This window comes from Pontibacter virosus, from assembly GCF_003096355.1.
GTDB lineage: Bacteria > Bacteroidota > Bacteroidia > Cytophagales > Hymenobacteraceae > Pontibacter > Pontibacter virosus.
The window spans coordinates 94,761-112,828 of sequence record NZ_QEKI01000011.1 but is presented as its reverse complement, the minus strand read 5'-3'; the positions used below and the strand labels follow the sequence as shown (position 1 = coordinate 112,828).

General features: G+C 48.5%; 16 protein-coding genes and 1 pseudogene. 10 read left to right on the top strand and 7 right to left on the bottom strand.

What is annotated here, in order from left to right; genetic code table 11:
• Nucleotides 1-124: 124 nt before the first annotated feature.
• The 3 genes from C8E01_RS15475 to ric form a co-directional block, all read right to left on the bottom strand.
• The gene (locus C8E01_RS15475; protein ID WP_116544364.1) at nucleotides 125-943 is read right to left on the bottom strand and encodes a DUF2249 domain-containing protein; all 819 of its coding nucleotides are present in this window, start codon (nucleotides 941-943) and stop codon (nucleotides 125-127) included.
• A 2-nt stretch (nucleotides 944-945) separates the two neighbouring features.
• A complete protein-coding gene (locus tag C8E01_RS15470) occupies nucleotides 946-1,452 on the bottom strand; it encodes a hemerythrin domain-containing protein (protein ID WP_116544363.1) in 507 nt (168 codons plus the stop codon).
• Nucleotides 1,453-1,804: 352 nt separating this feature from the next.
• On the bottom strand, nucleotides 1,805-2,761 hold the full coding sequence (gene ric / locus C8E01_RS15465) for an iron-sulfur cluster repair di-iron protein (protein ID WP_116544362.1): 957 nt from the start codon (nucleotides 2,759-2,761) through the stop codon (nucleotides 1,805-1,807).
• A 191-nt stretch (nucleotides 2,762-2,952) separates the two neighbouring features.
• Between ric and C8E01_RS15460 the strand changes: the two genes are divergently transcribed.
• From C8E01_RS15460 to C8E01_RS15435, 6 genes are all read left to right on the top strand, one after another.
• Entirely contained in the window at nucleotides 2,953-6,252 is a 3,300-nt protein-coding gene (locus C8E01_RS15460) for a vitamin B12-dependent ribonucleotide reductase (protein ID WP_116544361.1), read from the top strand.
• 176 nt (nucleotides 6,253-6,428) lie between these two features.
• Entirely contained in the window at nucleotides 6,429-8,513 is a 2,085-nt protein-coding gene (locus C8E01_RS15455; protein WP_207774905.1) for a tetratricopeptide repeat protein, read from the top strand.
• Nucleotides 8,514-8,816: 303 nt separating this feature from the next.
• Nucleotides 8,817-9,818, top strand: coding sequence for a DUF4238 domain-containing protein (locus C8E01_RS15450; protein WP_116544359.1), 1,002 nt, complete (start codon nucleotides 8,817-8,819; stop codon nucleotides 9,816-9,818).
• Between the two features lie 47 nt (nucleotides 9,819-9,865).
• Nucleotides 9,866-10,072, top strand: a complete 207-nt coding sequence (vapB, locus tag C8E01_RS15445) for a type II toxin-antitoxin system VapB family antitoxin (RefSeq protein ID WP_116544358.1) — start codon at nucleotides 9,866-9,868, stop codon at nucleotides 10,070-10,072.
• An 84-nt stretch (nucleotides 10,073-10,156) separates the two neighbouring features.
• Nucleotides 10,157-10,429 carry a transcriptional regulator gene (locus C8E01_RS21960; protein ID WP_243409612.1) on the top strand — a complete coding sequence of 91 codons (273 nt, stop codon included), beginning with the start codon at nucleotides 10,157-10,159 and terminating at the stop codon, nucleotides 10,427-10,429.
• Nucleotides 10,430-10,489: 60 nt separating this feature from the next.
• On the top strand, nucleotides 10,490-10,726 hold the full coding sequence (locus C8E01_RS15435; protein WP_116544357.1) for a DUF433 domain-containing protein: 237 nt from the start codon (nucleotides 10,490-10,492) through the stop codon (nucleotides 10,724-10,726).
• 77 nt (nucleotides 10,727-10,803) lie between these two features.
• Here C8E01_RS15435 and C8E01_RS15430 read toward each other — a convergent pair whose 3' ends face one another.
• The 3 genes from C8E01_RS15430 to C8E01_RS15420 are packed head-to-tail and all read right to left on the bottom strand — an operon-like array spanning nucleotide 10,804 to nucleotide 13,202.
• On the bottom strand, nucleotides 10,804-12,117 hold the full coding sequence (locus C8E01_RS15430) for a hypothetical protein (RefSeq protein WP_116544356.1): 1,314 nt from the start codon (nucleotides 12,115-12,117) through the stop codon (nucleotides 10,804-10,806).
• Between the two features lie 3 nt (nucleotides 12,118-12,120).
• The gene (locus tag C8E01_RS15425) at nucleotides 12,121-12,561 is read right to left on the bottom strand and encodes a hypothetical protein (protein ID WP_116544355.1); all 441 of its coding nucleotides are present in this window, start codon (nucleotides 12,559-12,561) and stop codon (nucleotides 12,121-12,123) included.
• A complete protein-coding gene (locus C8E01_RS15420) occupies nucleotides 12,558-13,202 on the bottom strand; it encodes a thioredoxin family protein (RefSeq protein ID WP_116544354.1) in 645 nt (214 codons plus the stop codon). The genes C8E01_RS15425 and C8E01_RS15420 overlap by 4 nt, the downstream gene beginning before the upstream one ends.
• Before the next feature lie 362 nt (nucleotides 13,203-13,564).
• Between C8E01_RS15420 and C8E01_RS15415 the strand changes: the two genes are divergently transcribed.
• The 4 genes from C8E01_RS15415 (at nucleotide 13,565) to C8E01_RS15400 (ending at nucleotide 17,813) form a co-directional block, all read left to right on the top strand.
• Entirely contained in the window at nucleotides 13,565-14,758 is a 1,194-nt protein-coding gene (locus tag C8E01_RS15415) for a proline dehydrogenase family protein (RefSeq protein ID WP_243409611.1), read from the top strand.
• Nucleotides 14,759-15,155: 397 nt separating this feature from the next.
• A complete protein-coding gene (locus C8E01_RS15410; protein WP_116544352.1) occupies nucleotides 15,156-16,961 on the top strand; it encodes a nitronate monooxygenase family protein in 1,806 nt (601 codons plus the stop codon).
• 6 nt (nucleotides 16,962-16,967) lie between these two features.
• Nucleotides 16,968-17,417 carry a 6-pyruvoyl trahydropterin synthase family protein gene (locus tag C8E01_RS15405; protein ID WP_116544351.1) on the top strand — a complete coding sequence of 150 codons (450 nt, stop codon included), beginning with the start codon at nucleotides 16,968-16,970 and terminating at the stop codon, nucleotides 17,415-17,417.
• Nucleotides 17,418-17,582: 165 nt separating this feature from the next.
• Nucleotides 17,583-17,813 carry a hypothetical protein gene (locus C8E01_RS15400; protein ID WP_116544350.1) on the top strand — a complete coding sequence of 77 codons (231 nt, stop codon included), beginning with the start codon at nucleotides 17,583-17,585 and terminating at the stop codon, nucleotides 17,811-17,813.
• Between the two features lie 86 nt (nucleotides 17,814-17,899).
• On the opposite strand, the pseudogene C8E01_RS15395 reads toward C8E01_RS15400, so the two are convergent.
• A pseudogene (locus tag C8E01_RS15395) lies at nucleotides 17,900-18,068 on the bottom strand (ABC transporter permease); the annotation flags it as partial.

Genomic DNA, 18,068 nt, shown 5'->3' with positions numbered 1-18,068 from the left:
TTGAAGGGGGCAGGGGGATGACAATCGTTCCTTGTACTCTCCCCTTTTTGTAAAATTCCTTATTTCCCCCGCCAATCGAAATGACAAAAGTCATTCGTAAAGACAGCATTGGCCCAGAATAGGTCTATCTGTATATAAGCAGATAAACCTCGTTCGGCCCCACTTCCTTTATGCTCACTTGAAAGCCCCGCTCCGTTAATTGCGGCAACAGGAACTGGGGTACTTTGCGGTGGTGCACATACAGTGCCTCACCTTCTGGCAGCGTCTCCAGCGCCCCGAGGATGGACACCATCGGTTGTGGCATCTCCATCTGGCGCACGTCTATTGGCTGGAGCTTGCCGCTATACCTGGCCAACAGTTCATCAAAGTTCTCTTCGCTGACAGTTTGATTTACTTCTACCTTTTCTCCCGCGCTTTGCTTTTTGAAATAGGTCTTCACCAGGCTAGGCCCCAGCGTTTCGGTATAGTACTCAAAGCCTTTGGGACGCACGATGGCGATCAGCGGAATCGGCTCGAAGGTGTTCACAATGCAGAGCACCTGTTCGGGACTCAGCTTGTTCACCGCGTCCATGATCTGAAGAAAGGGGTCGTCGCCTTTGGCGATCGTATCGCGCACGTCCAGCACGATGGTGTTTTCCTGACTCAGGTTCGCCATAAAGGCGGGTCTTTCCAGAACGTCGGCTTCCATAGGTATAGCCCTTTTGTTGTGAGTAGGTTTTGATGCGACGCTGAAGCCCAGCGGTTCGAGCTTTTCATAAAAGTCCTCCACCCGGCACTTGCCAATGCGGGCGGCATCGGCAATGGTCACGCGCGACGCCAGCACCTTGCGCAGTACGGGGTTCCGCAGCTTCTCAAAGTGCTTGTTGATCGACACGATGGCCTCGATTGCCGCAGGGTTTTCCCGCAGAATAGTGGATATTCGGGTAGTGGCAGAAAGCTCCATGGTTAGGCTGCTTTTTTGTTTTCCCAGAAAGCAGGTTCATACTCGTCTTTCGGCTCCTGCAGGTCATGCTCCAACAGTCTGCCCACATCGGCTAACTCCTCTGGGTCGGCCACCGTTTGGAGGTATGGGAACAGCTCCCGCTCTTCCCAGCGGATGTGGTCGGTTAGGTCCTGTTGCAATGTTGCGATCAGCGAGGTATTCAGATTCTTTTGCTCTTTGATCAGCCCGATGATCGCTTCGATCAACTGGTGTTCTTCGTGCAGCCTGATAGAGTTCACATCATCTTTGGGCAAAAGCCTTTTCACAATCACTTCCTCCTCCTTGCAGTGCGCTTTCAGGATATTTTTCCAGAAATACTGGATATACTGACGCATGATCTCAAAGGAAGTGCCGTTGGCCATACCTTGCTTCAGTTTCCAGCAAAAGAGCAGCCCGAAGTGGTGCTCCCGTGAGAGCGGCACAAGGCTCTTGTCACGTTTCAGTGGCCTTGGTTTTGTTAAAGTTGTCATAGTTGTAGTGGGCTTTGCCCGTTGCGGTTTATTTTTGCTGAAGGTTTTCAGGGGAAGAGTGGGGAACGACTGTCATCCCCCTACCCCCTTCAAAGCAGGGTCGTTTCATTCTACTTTTTTTGTCATCCTGGAAGGATCTTGGTAGCAAATAGTATTGGCTTAACCTCCCTTCGACCAAGTTTCTTAACAGAATGACAGTAAGTTTGAGCGTGTTTTCTTAGAATGAAACGACCCTGCCTTCAAAGGGGGACTTTCTCCTCTGATAGGACAGCACTTATTCTGATAAATAAATCCTGTCAATCCTGGGGGTTGGGGCCCCCTTTAAAAATCCTGAAAATCCTGATTCAGACAACTAATTCAGCACTTCTTTCTCTAGCTCCACCGCTTTCACGAACAGCACGTTGTTCTCGAGGTGGATGTGGCGGTGCAGGTCTTCTTCGAACTCTTGCAGTTTCGAGAACATTACTCTATACGTAGCGCAGGCGTCGGCTGGCAAGGTATAGTCGTCGGTGAGTCTGCGGATGGCTTCCAGTTCGCCGCCAGCTGCCTCGTGCTCCATCTCCATCATGTTGATCGGGTTCTGGATGCTGCCGAAGGCCGGACGGTCTATCTTCACACCGTTTTTCTTGGCTTCTGCCATTTGCTTGATGAATGGGAACAACACGCGCTCTTCTTTCGGCATGTGGGCCTCCAGTTCATTGGCGATGTTCACAAAGTGCTTGGCCACTTCAATCACTTCCGGGTGACGGCTGCCGTGCACACGGGCTACTTTGGTTGTATATTCATAGAGCGTCGGGATGGCCTCACGCACATAGCTGTGGTGCATGTTCACGATGTAGTCGCCCAGGAAGCCCAGGTCCCATTTCTCGTATTCGTTGCCGCGTGTAGAGGCGCTGCCTGTTTCAGGTATAGCGTTGAGTTCGTTCTCTACTACTTCGGGGTTAATGCCTTTTTCTTCGCACACCTGCTTCAGCGATTTCTTGCCGCCGCAGCAAAAGTCAATGCCGTATTTTTTGAACACCTGTGCTTTGCGATAGTCTTTGGCTACTAATTCACCTACACTCTCTCCTTCTTCTTGTGTCAGTTTTTGGATCTTAACTTCCCAGATCTCCGGGCCCTGCAACAGGTACTCCCACTTAAAGGTATTGCCGCGCTCGCCCAGCAGTTGGTAGTACAGTGGCTTCGGGTCATGGTCGTTGTGAATCACGAAAGCTTCGCCGCCATTCAGGTTGTCAAACCATTGGAAAATGGTCGGGTGCTTCATGCGTGGTTCCAGTACAGTTACGTCTAATTTTTCTATGGTTTCCATGGTGTTTTTTTAGTTGACTAATTGGTTGTAAATGATTGCCGATGTAAAAGTATACACTAGCACAACAAAATAAAAGATAAAAAGGTCTTTTTTTCTTAAATTTTTTCTGATATATTTATGATATCAAATGCTAAGGCTCCAGACATATATTAAAGTACTGATAATCACACCATTAAATCAAAAGCCATTTTATGAAAAAAGAGAAAGCAAAAAGCGGTGGGCTCCCCATCCCCCGTTATTTTACCCGGCAAGGTGAGAGCGCCTATACCTTGTCTGACTATGAAAAACGGTCCTCCACCATCCGCGACCCCACCGGTGCGATCGTGGCTGAGATAAAGGACGTGGAAGTGCCTGCGAACTGGTCGCAGATCGCGACGGATATCCTGGCGCAGAAGTACCTGCGCAGGGCAGGTGTGCCGCAGCCGGATGGCAGTACGGGATCAGAAAAATCAGTGAAGCAGGTGGTGCACCGGCTGGCGGATTGCTGGAGAAGTTGGGGTGAGGGGAATGGCTATTTTAAGACAAAGGAAGACGCGCAGGCTTTCTACGACGAACTGGTGTACATGCTCCTCGGGCAGTATGCCGCGCCCAACTCGCCGCAGTGGTTCAACACGGGCCTCTACTCTTCCTATAAACTAAAAGGCAAGGCACAGGGACACTATTATATAGACCCCGCAACCGAAACCCTGCAGGAGTCGACGTCGGCCTACGAGCGTCCGCAGCCGCATGCCTGTTTTATACTGGCTGTGGACGATGACCTCGTGAACAAAGGCGGTATTATGGACCTGTGGGTGCAGGAAGCCCGCATATTTAAGTATGGCTCCGGTGTGGGCACCAATTTTTCGAACATCCGGGGCAAAGACGAAGCGCTGGGCGGTGGTGGCAGCTCCTCGGGGTTGATGTCTTTCCTGAAGATAGGCGACCGTGCGGCGGGGGCGATTAAGTCAGGCGGCACAACGCGGCGAGCGGCTAAAATGGTGTGCCTCGACCTGGACCACCCCGAGATTGTGGAGTTCATCAACTGGAAAAAAGAAGAAGAGAAAAAAGTGGCGGCCCTGATTGCGGCGGGCTACCCGGCGGACTACAACGGCGAAGCCTACCAGACCGTTTCGGGCCAGAACTCGAACAACTCGGTGCGGGTACCGAACTCCTTTTTTAAGGCGCTGAAAAATAACGAACCCTGGCACCTGCGTGCCCGCTCCACTGGCAAGGTGCTGAAGTCCATACCTGCCCGCGAGTTGTGGGATACTATTGCCGACGCTGCATGGTCTTGTGCCGACCCGGGACTGCAGTTTGATACGACGATTAACGAGTGGCATACCTGCCCCGCCGAAGGGCCTATCCGCGCCTCGAACCCGTGCTCGGAGTACATGTTCCTCGACAACACGGCCTGCAACCTCGCCTCGCTTAACCTGATTCGCTTCTTTGATGAAGCGACGCAGACCTTTGATGTGGAAGCCTACCGCCACGCCTGCCGCCTCTGGACCATGGTGCTGGAGATTTCGGTGCTGATGGCGCAGTTCCCCTCCGAAGAAGTGGCGCAGCGCTCCTACGATTACCGCACCATTGGCCTCGGCTATGCCAACCTCGGCGCTTTGCTGATGGTGCAGGGACTGGCCTATGACAGCGACGAAGCCCGCACCGTAGCCGCCGCGCTCACCGCGATTATGACAGGTACCTCCTACGCGACTTCTGCCGAGATGGCCGCTGAACTGGGTGCTTTTCCGAAGTATAAACTGAACAAAGAAGCCATGCTGCGCGTCATCCGCAACCATCGTGCGGCCGCGCACAACACCCCCGAAGCGTATAAAGGTTTGTCTATACCTGCGCAGCCGCTTGACCCTGCCCTTTGCCCCGATTACCTGCACCAGGCTGCCTGCGCTGCTTGGGACGAAGCCTTGGAACTGGGCCAGAAGCACGGCTACCGCAACGCACAGGCCACGGTCATCGCCCCGACGGGCACCATTGGTTTGCTGATGGACTGCGACACGACAGGCGTGGAGCCGGACTTTGCGCTGGTGAAGTATAAGAAGCTGGCGGGTGGCGGTTATTTCAAAATCATCAATCAGTCTATACCTGCCGCGCTGCGCAAACTGGGCTATACCGAAGCCGAAATGCAGGCCATCGTGAACTACGCCAAAGGCCACGCGACGTTCAAGGGCGCTCCGCACATCAACGAGACCTCACTGGCTAGTGCCGGCTTCACACCAGAAGAAATCCAGCAACTGGAAGCGGGCCTGTTGACGGCTTACGATGTGGCCTCGATGTTCAGTGTTTACAATCTGGGAGAAGCTTGTCTACAGCGGCTGGGCTTTGTGCCCGAGCTCTACAACCTGCCTGATTTCAACCTGTTGCGCGCCCTGGGCTATACCTACCAACAGATAGAAGAAGCCAGCGATTACATCTGTGGTACCATGACCACCGAAGGCGCGCCATACCTGCGCGAAGAACATTACCCGGTGTTTGACTGCGCTAACCGTTGCGGACACAAAGGCAAGCGCTTCATCAAGCCCGAAGGCCACATCCAGATGATGGCCGCCGTGCAGCCGTTCATCTCGGGGGCCATCTCCAAGACCATCAACCTGCCCAACGAAACCACCCGCGAGGAAGTGGCCCGTTGCTACCTCCTGTCGTGGGAGCTGGGCCTGAAAGCCTGTTCGATTTACCGCGACGGCAGCAAGCTTTCGCAGCCGCTCTCCTCGGGCAGCAAGAAAGCCGAAACCAACGAAGCACCCGACGCGGAAGCGCCGCAGACCGACAACAGCATTAGCGCCGAACAGGTGTTGCAGGCGGCCAAAGCCATTCTGGAAGACGCCGCCAACGAGCCGTTTCGCAAGCAACTGGCCCACATGGTGGAGCGCCGCAAACTGCCCGACAAACGCAGCGGTTTCACCCAGAAAGCCAAGATTGACGGCCACACCGTGTACATCCGCACGGGCGAGTACCCGAACGGCGAGCTGGGCGAAGTGTTCATCGATATGTACAAGGAGGGCGCCTCGTTCCGCTCCATCCTCAACTGTTTCGCCATTTCGGTGTCGCTGGGCCTGCAGTATGGCGTGCCGCTGGAGGAGTTTGTGAACCGTTTTACGTTTACCCGTTTCGAGCCAGCGGGCCGTGTGGAGCACCCCAACATCAAGTCGGCCACCTCGGTCTTCGACTACCTCTTCCGCCTCCTCGGCTACGAGTACCTGAAGCGCGAAGACCTCGTGCATGTGCCGAACGAGAAAACGGAAGTCCCCGCCCCGCCCCTTGCTGCGGCTATACCTGCCGTAACCAAGCCAGCGGCGCAGCCCGAGCCCGCCACCGACGTGAAAGCCAATGGCTATACTCTGGTGTCGCAGAGCCGCACCGTGCTGATGGAACAGACCCAGCAAGTGCTGGCCAGCATGATGGGCGACGCCCCCATCTGCAACGTCTGCGGCCACATCACCATCCGCTCGGGCACATGCTACAAATGCCTAAACTGCGGGAATAGTTTGGGGTGTAGTTGAGGGAGATTAGTGGAAATGAAACAGGAGCGTCTGGGGATGGGCGCTCCTGTTTTTTTCAATCCATTTTTTTAGGAAGATAGCATTCTCTTATTAGGTTCAATTCTTAATAGAATTGAACCTAATAATATCTAATATTATTCATACATTTGAATACTTTATTCATGGGAATTTATGTTATGAAAGCAAATCTATTACTTCTAATTATTTTTATCATCTTAGCTTTTCGTGTTGATGCTCAGAGAAAACATGAAAATATTTTCTTCTGCGGATATACTACCAATACTAACGCTGATGCGCTTTGCAATTATTTTCAGAGTAGTGCAATTCTGCCAAATAAGAGCGCAGAAAATGCAGTTGATAAAATCTTAGCCCCTCTTGGTCTACCTAGAAACTTCGTATTAGTTTCATGTCCCAAAATTAATAATGCCATTGCTATAACTCCGTCTGATGGCATTAGATATATTGTATATGACAATGAGTTTATGAAACAAATTGATCAGTCAACAACAAACTGGTCAAGCACGAGCATATTAGCACACGAAATCGGTCACCATTTATCTGGTCATACGCTAATTGGATCTAAAGATTTGCATGATCATCGTATTAAGGAACTTGAAGCAGATGAATTTTCAGGCTTTATATTATTTAAAATGGGGGCTACTTTAGAGCAAGCTCAGGCAGCTATCAACAAAGCCTCTACTGATCATGATGACACTTATTCTACACACCCTAATAGAAAGAAACGCCTAGATGCAATAGCGAAAGGGTATCAAAAAGCTAAATCCCAACAAAAGATAAACGGCATTGATGATGGTCCAACTTTTGAGAATTACCTTTCATTAGGTATAAAAGCAATGGATAATCAAGCTTACGAAATAGCAATCGTTAACTTTAATAATGCTATAGCATTTAATCCGAAAAATAGTATTGCATTTGAGAGAAGAGCAATTGTAAAGTCGTTAATGAGAGATGAACCTGGAGCACTAGCAGACTATACTAAGGCTATAGAACTTGATCCTACTAACGTTTCTTCCTATACTAATCGAGGTATATCAAAAGCTAGATTAAGTGATGATAAAGGGGCCCTTAATGATTATACGAAAGCATTACAAATAGACCCCTATTATGATTTCGCCTATTATAACCTTGGAATATATTATGCAAGAAAAGGCTATGAAAACGAAGGGGATAATAAAATTAGTAACGATTATTACTCTAAGGCTCTAAACAATTTAAATAAGTCGATAGAGCTCAATTCGAATAACCAATATGCTTTTGTTACCAGAGGAAAATTGAAAGCTAAAGCTTATAGCGATCATTTTAGCGCAATTAAGGATTTTGATTCTGCATTATCAATTGATAGCAAATGCTATGAAGCATATTATGAAAGAGGTAACTCTAAGTACAGTACTAATAATTTTTCTGACGCAATTCCAGATTATGATAAATTTCTAAAATCTGATCCTTATCATGCATATGCTTATTATTTCAGGGGCTTATCGAGAGAAAAATTAAATGATTATCCAGGTTTAATTTCTGATTTCAAGAAAGCTATTGAAAATGAAATAGATAATGCGGGTGCCTATTATATGGTTGGCTGGTCTTATGCGTCAGAAGGAGATCAAACAAGGGATAATGAAAAAGTCAGCAAAGATAAATTTAATAAAGCTCTAGAGTATTTAAATAAATGTCTAGAGTTAGATAGCAAATACACCATAGCTTATTACTATCGAGGTATGGTTAAAGCTGATGCTAAAAATGATTCTAAAGGAGCGTTAGAAGACTTTAATGTTTTTCTAACGTCAGTGAAAGATAGCCCTGATGCATACTTTAGAAGAGGATTATGCAAAGTTGATTTATCTGATTTCAAAGGAGCTGTTAAAGATTTTGATAAAGCCATAGAATTAGACCCTAGTATGCCTAATTACTATTATAATCGAGGCACTGTTAAACAGTTTGATTTAATGGACAATAGCGGAGCACTACAAGATTATAATAAAATAATTGAGACTGGCCAAGGTGACTTTGCCATCTATTACCTTAGGGGTAGAGTCAAGGCTGAATTAGGAGATATTAAAGGAGGTCTATCTGACTTAGACTACTCTATAAAACTTAATAGTGAGTCTTCCGAATCTTACTTTACTAAAGGTATGATTTTAGGACAACAAGGCAATTCTACTAAGGCTTGTGAGCAACTAAAAAAGGCCGCAGAGCTTGGACATGAAGATGCTTTGATAAAAATTAAGGAGCTATGTAATTAATGATCTTTAGATGATTGAGGAGCTTAATTTAGAGTACCTGAAATGCGAGAATAGTTTGGGGTGTAGATGAGTGAATTAAGTGAAAGTGAAACAGGAGCGCCTATAGCTAGACGCTCCTGTTTTTTTTGGAAAAGGCGATAACTTGTTTAAATCAAAATACCTATATTAGATAAATTCAGTGCTGATGGAGTTTTTTTAAATTTAAGGAATACTTAATATTCCGTCCAAACTATCTTAGCATATATAGTGAATTAGCATAACAGTGCTAAATATATATTAATACCATAAGAAATAACAGATTAAATGTCTAACAATGAAGTAAAGCGCCAACATTATGTACCTAGAACATACCTAAAACATTTTAGTCATGAGCGCTCAGGGGAATACTTTATAAAAGCTGTCCAAAAAGAAATTTGTCAACCCGACAAAATGCTTGAATTAAATGTAACAAATGTATGCCTCCAAAAAGATCTGTATACTTTACCAGGAAATACGGCAGAAGAACGAATGCTGCTTGAAAGATTTTATTCAGACAATTTTGAAACACATTACAATCAGATTTATAAAATACTAATAAACCCTGATAAGAAAGTATTGACAGACAGCGAAAGAGAACTTATTATTTCTACGGTTGTAACAATGCTTTATCGGACTACAAAGTGGATTAACCTCCACAATGAATTAACAGACAGGGCGCTAGAAAGTATTTTTTTATTATGTCAGCAGACAGGAAAAGACTTTTACATATTTGAAAATGAAAAGATATCAATCAAAGGAAAAACTTTAGAGCAACTAAAGAAAGAAAACAAATCTGAAAGTCGTCCTGCACAAGTACTTACACAATTAAAAGTAGCATTGCGTCTAATTAAGTTAAGGACTGAAAGGGATGGAATATTTGTTTCAAAGTTAGTAGATGGCAAAAGTGAGTTCATAACTAGTGACAATCCTGTAATCTTTTCAAACTCTAAAAAAGGTCATGTAGCACCATTTGACCCAGAGAATACTTTAAAGCTGCCTTTAGATAGTCAACATTTGCTTATGTTAATGCCTTACGCAGAGGAAGACACAAAGCATAATATAGTCAGACGCAATTCAAGCGGAATAATGTGCTTTACCGAAAAACTAACTTCGAACTACCAACAATTTTGTAATTCAGAGAGATTTATTTTAGGCTCTGAAAATGCTTTGTTAGGTTATTTAGCGACAAAAGAAGTTTCGGAAAAGCCATTATCTGCGGAAGAAGCTAGTGGAATCAATTCACATGAAAGCTATTTGAAAAAATTAAAAGACCTTGGTCTAATATAAAATTTACTTAATTCGTAAATTTAGAGTAGCAACCTATTCCATTAGCTATGACAGAAATACCACTCTATACAAAACTTAGTACGCTTCCACCAGCGTTCAAGGCGGAAGTGAATGATTTTGTTGACTTCCTATTAAGCAAGAAAAAGAAAGCCGTTAAAGCGAACAAGCCTACATTCGGCTATGCAAAAGGGCAATTCAAGATGGCTCCCGGCTTTGATGCACCGCTTGATGATTTCAAGGAATATATGCCGTAAGCACAGCCAACCCATCTGGTGATGAACAGCTCTCTAAAACGGCAAGGGTCGCCATTGAATAGGAAACAACATAAGTAAACAGCCATGACTGATTATAAAAGAATCAAAACATTTGATGAGGTGACTGAAAGGGAGCACGGTAAAATCGGGATAGAGAGCCGCAACAAATATGAAGAGAACGCCCAGCTGTTTATCGTGAGTGAAATGTTGGAAGAAACCCAGTCCTCGAAAGAGGAATGTTGTGACGAGTTATCCATGGCAGAAAAAGAAGCTATTGATAAGGGTTTGGAAGACGCCGATAAAGGAAACGTAACGCCCCACGAAGAAGTGAGAAAACGCTATTCAAAATGGCTATAACATAATCGTGATACTGAATAGATTTTCAGCTATTTCTGATTATTAAAAGTTAAATAGGGTATGCAGGAAGAACTGATAAACAGAATAACAATAGACCCCAGCATTTGCAACGGCAAACCCACTATTCGAGGGTTACGGTACCCTGTTTACAACATGCTGGAGCTTTTGGCTTCGGGTATGACTATAAAAGAACTTCTCGAAGATTACCCTGATTTAGAGGAAGAGGATTTTCTTGCCTGTCTGGCATACGCGGCAAAACTGATGCAAGTAACAAGTATCTTCAGAATAGCTTCATGAAGTTAAATTGCTATTTACGCTGACACTAGACTTGCGACTTAGTCCACAGCCTACCAACATTCCCAATCCTGCCAATCCTAAATTCCTGTAAATCCTGATTCAGACAACCTTCCCACCCCACTCACCTTTAACCCCCGCTGCCCCAAAAAGAACAGCCCCAAGCCCAGCGGCATGGGCACACTTGCCCAGAACATCAGCCAGTTGAAACTCGGCAAAGCCGTCAGCCCGAGCCAGTGCAAGAAGCCTTGCCCGAACATAAGCATTTCCGTGGCGAAGAAGCCTGCCAGAAAAAGCGTTAGTCCGATACCTCCATACCTGCCGAGCCGGTAGAGCCCTTGCAGCAACAGAAAGCCCAGCACAAACAGCGACACAAAACCGAGTAGCGACAGGTGCAGATAGCCGATGATGAAGTAACGGAGTTTATAAGCCAGATCCGCCATATACGGAAAGGCAGAAGTGGTTTGCAAAGCCAGTTTCAGCACGAAAAATACCAGTGCCATACCTACCAAAACACGTACCCAGGGCTTGAGCAAAAGCACTGCTTCCGCCCATACCTGCCGCAGCACTTTTATCAGGTATAACAAGCCCGCCAGTTGCATCGCCACCGACACATACCCGATGGCGTATACCCAGTCCGCAGGTTTGGTCCACAGCACCGAGAGCGCATAGGCCGGCAGACAGGCCAAAGCCAGCCACCAGAAAGCCCGCATGGCCCATTTGCGGTTGAGGTATATCTGGTGGTGCTCCAGAAACCAGAACAAAAGCCCGAGCACGGCAAAGGTAAACCAGCCGTTGTACTGGAAGTGCAGGTAGAAATAAATGGCCGAGTAGTAGAGTTCGCCGCCAATGGTGCCCTTCGCCATAATCGGCCCCATGGCCCACGGACCGATGGAAGACACCACCATAAACAGCAAGGCCGTCCCGATGTACTTCAGGGAAGTGGCGTGCGTGCCGGTGTCGACGTTGCGCTGCACATGCTGCCAGTAGCTGCGGGCAAACCAGTAGCTGAGCAAGATGTGCATCGTTGAGAAGATGATGGAGAACAGCGCATAGCCCTGTACCGGAAAGGTAAACAGCATGCCCAGCACCGATACCTGCGTCAGGAAAAACTGCCGCCTGAACGACTTGCGTGCCGCGCCCGTCACGGCTGGAAAAATGTAGAGCAAGCCCGCGAAAAAAGCACAGTAGAGCCAGCCCAGCAAGGCTACATGCGAGTGCGCGTGCAGGAAGTTTTTAAAGTTGACGCCATCAACTGGCGACACCATCAGCCAGCGCAGAAAAAGGCCCAGCACCGCCACCAGCACAAAATACCCCAACGCGATGCGTGCCCGCACCAGTGTGTCCTGTCCAGTTTGTGATACTTGCTGCAGTCTTTCTCTGACTTCTGTCATCGTTTACTCAAAGTACTGATTATATTCTTTCAGCCGTTCACTTACACGCGCGAAAGCTGCTTCAGACTGGTGCTCATCTTTCTCAGCCAACAGATTCACGTCCTCCACCAGCGGCATCAGGTATACGTGCAGCATGTCGTGGGCCGGACCCTTCATGCGGCAGTCTTTGAAAAGCTCCTGCATTTCCGCTTTCATCGAAGTCCCCAGATCGTTGTAAGCCGCTGCCGAGTTGTTCTCGGCCTGCGCGTTGAACTCTTGCAGCATACCTTGTAACTGTGCGATGTGGCGGTTAGTCGGCTCGTCGGCTTTCCAGCGCTCGGTGCCGTTCAGGGCCAGGGCCTGCTCTCCGTGAATCACTTCGGTATGTTTTGTCTCCAGGTCACGCTCGGTTCCGCACATAGAGGTTAAACTGGCCAGGAAAATCGCGATGATAACTAACTTCATGCTACTAGCCCCTCCTCTTTTTCCTGAACAGGTATAACGCTTTGTGCCAAACGTAGCAGATCCTGCTGCAGCGATTGGCTTCGATCTTTTGCATACAGGGTATGCACCAGCGTATGGACTTCCTCTTTCGTTGCGTTCGGGTTTTTCTCCTTTAACTGCAAAACCTGCTCGAGAATCGCCAGTGGCCATGGTCCCCATGTGAAAAGACGCTCATTTGTATCGGCGTTCAGACAGATCAGCTTGGGTATAGCGCGGCTGCCGTTGGTCAGGCATGTGTCCATCCAGGCCGGGTTTTCATCACGTAGGATCACCGTCAGTTCGATGGTCGGCACGGCGTCGGCGATGGCGGCAAGGGCCGGCAATTGCTGCGCCCCATCCCCGCACCACGATTCTACCAGCACCACCCAATGCCACTCAGGGCGCGGCTGCTGCAGGGATGCTAATAGCTCCGGATCCATTTTGAATTGCTTCTCCACACGCTTCATGCGTTGCTGGTTGAGCTTGGTAAAGGCAATGCGCTCTTCAGTCTGGTCCGGACCTGTGGTTAGGTTATCAGTCACAAGCTCATCTACCAGTTTTTTGAAGCTTTGATAGGTCAGCGGGTTGATCAGCTCTGGGGTAAGTATGTCGGGGGTGTTCATATGGCGTGTGGTTAAAATTTTATGCAAGTCTATCAATTTCCCCTTGTTAACAAAATGACTTAAGTCACTCACATACAATATTTAACAAACATTGATTGAGATGTAAAAACAAATACAGAGAAAATGATCTATGTCATTATTTAGACTAACTATCCTCATTTCCGGGGTGTGGTTACAGCGGTAACTTGTGCCTTCATCTAAACTCAAATTTATTAGCCATGCTGCACCGGATATTTGGTAGCCCATGCGCTCAGGTTGGTATCTGCGCCAGGTATAGGAGTCGACTATACGCCGCACCTAACTGACCAGATAAAATGGTATACCTAAATTAGAATACATACATCCAAAGAATTGCAACCTACATGAGTACGACTACCATCCAACCGACTAGTACTTTCAACCCCAACGACCTTAAAATTGCATTCAGCAACAAGACGGACAGGGAGCTTAAACTCGCCCATTTTCTTTTCAGGATGATGGGCAAACCTACTTTGGTAAAACTGGGCGGCGTGGCCACGGTATGGGCCCTTAAACTGGGGCTCCCGATCAAGGGTCTGGTCAAGAAAACGATCTACAGTCACTTCTGCGGGGGCGAAACGGCACAGCAGGCCCAGCGGGCCATCCGCCGCATGGCCAACGCCAGGGTATACACCGTGCTCGACTACGCCGCCGAAGCCAAGGAAGACGAAGCTGGTTTCGACCATGTGCTCGACGAGATCATGCGTAACATCCGGCTGGCAAAAGTAACGGGCGACATTCCCTACATCAGCGTGAAACTGACAGGTATAGGCTCTCGTGATATTTTCCAAAAACTGCAGGAAGGCGAAACACTGTCACAAGAAGAACAAGCTTCTTTTCAGCGCACAGAAAATCGCCTGAACCTGATCTGCAAAGCAGCCTACGAAGCCAATATTACGGTATACATTGACGCCGAAGAAAGCTGGCTGCAGCAACCCATGGACGAATTGGCCGAAAAGATGATGCTGCGCTACAACGAGCGCCGTGCCGTGGTGTTCAACACGCTGCAAATGTACCGCACCGACCGCATTGCCTACCTCACCGATTTGCTCAAAAGAAGTGAAGGCTACGATGTGGTATTAGGTATAAAAATAGTGCGCGGCGCTTATATCGAGAAAGAGCAGGAGCGCGCTGCAGAATATGGCTATCCGAGTCCGGTCTTCCACATCAAAGCGGACACCGACCGTAGCTTCGACGGGGCCATTGACATCTGTCTGCACAACCTGCACCGCGTGGAGCTTTGCGCTGCCACGCACAACGAGGCCAGCACGCGCTACCTCGTTAACCAGATCAACCGCCAGGGAATAGCCGATCACCACAAGCGCATACACTTTTCGCAACTCTACGGCATGAGCGACAACCTGACTTACAACCTGGCCAGCGCCGGTTTCAACGCCTCCAAATACCTGCCTTACGGAGATGTGGCCACCACCCTGCCTTACATGATTCGTCGGGCAGAAGAAAACACCTCTATTGCCGGGCAAATGGGCAGGGAGTTGAGCTTGCTGGAGGCAGAGATAAAACGGAGGGGATTGTAACCTCACGTGGATAATTAACTTACCCCTCCGAGGAGGGGAATTGGGGAACAATTGTCATCCCCCTGCCCCCTTCAAAGGGGGACTTCTTTGCACAAGTATTCCCCTCTGGGGGTAGGTGCCCTCTTTAGAGAGAGGGGCAGGGGTGTGTCGAGGCAGCTTAAGTCTTAGTAAACAAACACTATGAAGCTTATACCTGTCGATTGGCAATACCCAAAGTCCCCCTTTGAAGGGGGCAGGGGGATGACCAATCTCAGCGAGGAAATCCCCACCTCAGAGGGACAGGGGCAGGTTATTTAGGAAAGCAACAATATTAAAACTCCAGATTTCTCCCTTCGGTCGAAATGACAGAAAGGACATAAAGTAAAAACAAAATCAACCCGATACAGCATTTTCATTCATGATCAAAAACACACCGCACACCTTCCACATCCCGGTAATGGGTCTGGCCTTTTCCATCGACTCGCCTATGAAAGTGGCGCAGTATGGTATTTCTTCGGTTGTCTCGCTCAGCGACGACACGCTGATTGAGCAGATGCGTGAATATTACAGCCAGGTATACCAGGAGCCATTTACGCCGATCACACAGAAAGAGGAGGACTACCGCGCCCGTCGCATAACAGCTTATCTGAACCTGGCCGACCGCATTGTGAAACTCCAGGTAGAGGCGCTGAAAAAAGAGCCCTTCGATTCGGAGTCGCGTCTGACCAAGTATTTTCTGTTGCTGCCTGACAATGCCCCATTAAAAGCGATGTACAGAAAAATGCTGCAGACCAGCAATCCGGAGCTGAAGAAGATTATGCAGGATGAGTTGCGACAGGCTGTGGTGCCCGGAAGCATTGATGTGAACATCATGACGAAGCTCGACAAAACCAATTACGACAAAGACGGCAACCCGCTGCCATCGGAGTACTCTGACGCACTGGCCGCACTGCGTGGTTTTGCCAAAAGCACGGTACATGCCTCGGTGATTTTCTCAGCAGGTATGAACATGCGCCTTTACAGTTACCTGGAGCAGTTCCCGTGCTTCTTCCCTAACGAAAACGGCTACCTGCAAAAGCAAGTGGTGATCAAAGTGAGTGACTACCGCTCGGCTTTTGTGCAGGGCAAGATACTTGCAAAAAAAGGCATTTGGGTGTCGGAATTCCGCATTGAGTCGGGTCTGAACTGCGGCGGACACGCCTTTGCTACCGATGGCTATCTGCTCGGCCCGATCCTGGAGGAATTCAAGCAAAACCGTCAGGCGATGCAGGAAGAACTCTATACCTTGTTCAGCAACAACCTCGCGGCCAAAGGCTACGCTGTACCTGAAACTGCGCCTACCATGCACATCACGGTACAGGGTGGTATCGGCACATCAGACGAGCACGAGTTTTTGCTGGAGCACTACGGCATGGACGCCGCCGGATGGGGTACGCCATTTCTGCTCGTTCCCGAAGCCACTACGGTCGATGCGGAAACCATGGAAAAGCTGGCGCGTGCGAAAAAAGAGGACCTATACCTGAGTCCGATCTCCCCTCTTGGCGTGCCGTTCAACTCCCTTCGCGGTACCAGTTCCGAGGCGCTAACGCTGGCGCGCATCGAGCGTGGCAAGCCGGGTAGTCCTTGCGAAAAGAAGCACCTGGTGTCCAACACCGAGTTCACCAAAGAACCTATCTGCACCGCCTCCCGCAAGTACCAGCGCAACAAACTGGTGGAGCTACAAGGTATGGGTATGCCAGAAGCAGAGTATAAAGCGGCAGAAGCAAAAGTGCTTGAAAAAGAATGTCTCTGTGAGGGATTGGCCAACACCGCGCTGGTGAAGTTTGGTATCAGCCGCAAGACCGTTGCGTCGCGCCCTGTCGCTATTTGCCCGGGACCAAACCTGGCTTACTTTTCCAACATCTTCAAACTGCAGGAAATGGTCGACCATATCTACGGTCGTGTGAATGTGCTCAACAACACCTACCGTCCACATGTGTTTGTGAACGAGCTCAACATGTACGTGCAGTACTGGAAAAACAAGAAGGCCGAACTGCAGGAAACCATGACCGATAAGCAGGAGAAATACCTGCAGAGTTTCTGGCAGAACCTGCAGCAAGGCATCGCTTATTACAAAGAACTGGTGCCAACGCTTTTCAAAGATCAACTCGAGAAGCGCGTACTCATGCTGGATGAATTACTGGAGGCCGAAGACCAGCTGCAATTAGCGAATCAGAAGATCTAACAGGACATGAGTAGAATACGATTAACCCGCCTGTTCACGTTTGAAGCCGCGCACGCCCTGCAGAACTACAAGGGTGGCTGCCGCAACATTCACGGGCATTCTTACCGGCTGGAAGTGACTATTACCGGCACGCCGATCGTGAGCGAGACCCACCCGAACGATGGGATGGTGATGGATTTCAAAGACCTGAAAAAGATCGTGCAGGAAACCCTCATCGACCCGATCGACCATGCGCTTTTGCTACGGCAGGATGCGCCGCAGGAGTTGGTGGAGGCGCTGCGCCACCTGGATCATAAACTGGTGCTCACGCCTTTTCAACCAACCTGCGAGAACATGCTGATCGATTTCAAACAGCGGCTACGCCACTTGTTGCCAAGTCACGTGGAATTGCATAGCCTCAAGCTCTGGGAAACGGAAAAGTCCTTTGCAGAGTGGTATGCGACCGATAATGTGTAGCTAAGAATTTCCTGCATGCAAAACCGCCCTGTTCGTCTGACTAAGGTCATGAACAGGGCGGTTTTTTTGTGTTTTATCCGCATTTGTAATTGGTTTTCAGCACGATACTTTGAAACGAAGCCGTTTTAAACTCGTTTTAGAAAGTTCAAACCAAAACATACGACTATGAAAAAGACACTTATAATTTTTGCCGGTATTTTCTTCTTCTCCTGCAGCTCTGACAATACAACCCGCGACACTGCCGATGACGCGGATACCCGAAACACCGAAACAATGGATGAGAGCGTAGAGATCGGATCTGGCGAAGAAATAAGCCCGCAATTGGACATGCAGGGCGATACAGCGGCTTTTGAAGTAGACACCGTAACGACTCCGACTACTACAAATCAACAGTAACACGGATAACACAAAAAATCCCCGCCTTTCACAAGGCGGGGATTTTTTATAGTAGGTATATCAGCTAAGTAGTGTCTATATCTGGATTACAAATCCCTTGTCTGGAATACCTTTCGGGAGGCCAGCAGGGGCACGAGCACCCAGAGCAGGAGCACCACGAAGGCCAGGCCCACCCCCCAGCCGCTGCCGAAGATGCTCTTGTAGAGGGCCCCGGTGTAGCCCATCATGGCCGAGACGTCCAGGTGGAGCAGCACC

Bases quoted from the DNA above. Each gene is read 5' to 3' on its own strand.
- C8E01_RS15475 (WP_116544364.1), bottom strand. From the start codon at position 943: ATGGAGCTTTCTGCCACTACCCGAATATCCACTATTCTGCGGGAAAAC.
- C8E01_RS15470 (WP_116544363.1), bottom strand. From the start codon at position 1,452: ATGACAACTTTAACAAAACCAAGGCCACTGAAACGTGACAAGAGCCTT.
- ric (WP_116544362.1), bottom strand. From the start codon at position 2,761: ATGGAAACCATAGAAAAATTAGACGTAACTGTACTGGAACCACGCATG.
- C8E01_RS15460 (WP_116544361.1), top strand. From the start codon at position 2,953: ATGAAAAAAGAGAAAGCAAAAAGCGGTGGGCTCCCCATCCCCCGTTAT.
- C8E01_RS15455 (WP_207774905.1), top strand. From the start codon at position 6,429: ATGAAAGCAAATCTATTACTTCTAATTATTTTTATCATCTTAGCTTTT.
- C8E01_RS15450 (WP_116544359.1), top strand. From the start codon at position 8,817: ATGTCTAACAATGAAGTAAAGCGCCAACATTATGTACCTAGAACATAC.
- vapB (WP_116544358.1), top strand. From the start codon at position 9,866: ATGACAGAAATACCACTCTATACAAAACTTAGTACGCTTCCACCAGCG.
- C8E01_RS21960 (WP_243409612.1), top strand. From the start codon at position 10,157: ATGACTGATTATAAAAGAATCAAAACATTTGATGAGGTGACTGAAAGG.
- C8E01_RS15435 (WP_116544357.1), top strand. From the start codon at position 10,490: ATGCAGGAAGAACTGATAAACAGAATAACAATAGACCCCAGCATTTGC.
- C8E01_RS15430 (WP_116544356.1), bottom strand. From the start codon at position 12,117: ATGACAGAAGTCAGAGAAAGACTGCAGCAAGTATCACAAACTGGACAG.
- C8E01_RS15425 (WP_116544355.1), bottom strand. From the start codon at position 12,561: ATGAAGTTAGTTATCATCGCGATTTTCCTGGCCAGTTTAACCTCTATG.
- C8E01_RS15420 (WP_116544354.1), bottom strand. From the start codon at position 13,202: ATGAACACCCCCGACATACTTACCCCAGAGCTGATCAACCCGCTGACC.
- C8E01_RS15415 (WP_243409611.1), top strand. From the start codon at position 13,565: ATGAGTACGACTACCATCCAACCGACTAGTACTTTCAACCCCAACGAC.
- C8E01_RS15410 (WP_116544352.1), top strand. From the start codon at position 15,156: ATGATCAAAAACACACCGCACACCTTCCACATCCCGGTAATGGGTCTG.
- C8E01_RS15405 (WP_116544351.1), top strand. From the start codon at position 16,968: ATGAGTAGAATACGATTAACCCGCCTGTTCACGTTTGAAGCCGCGCAC.
- C8E01_RS15400 (WP_116544350.1), top strand. From the start codon at position 17,583: ATGAAAAAGACACTTATAATTTTTGCCGGTATTTTCTTCTTCTCCTGC.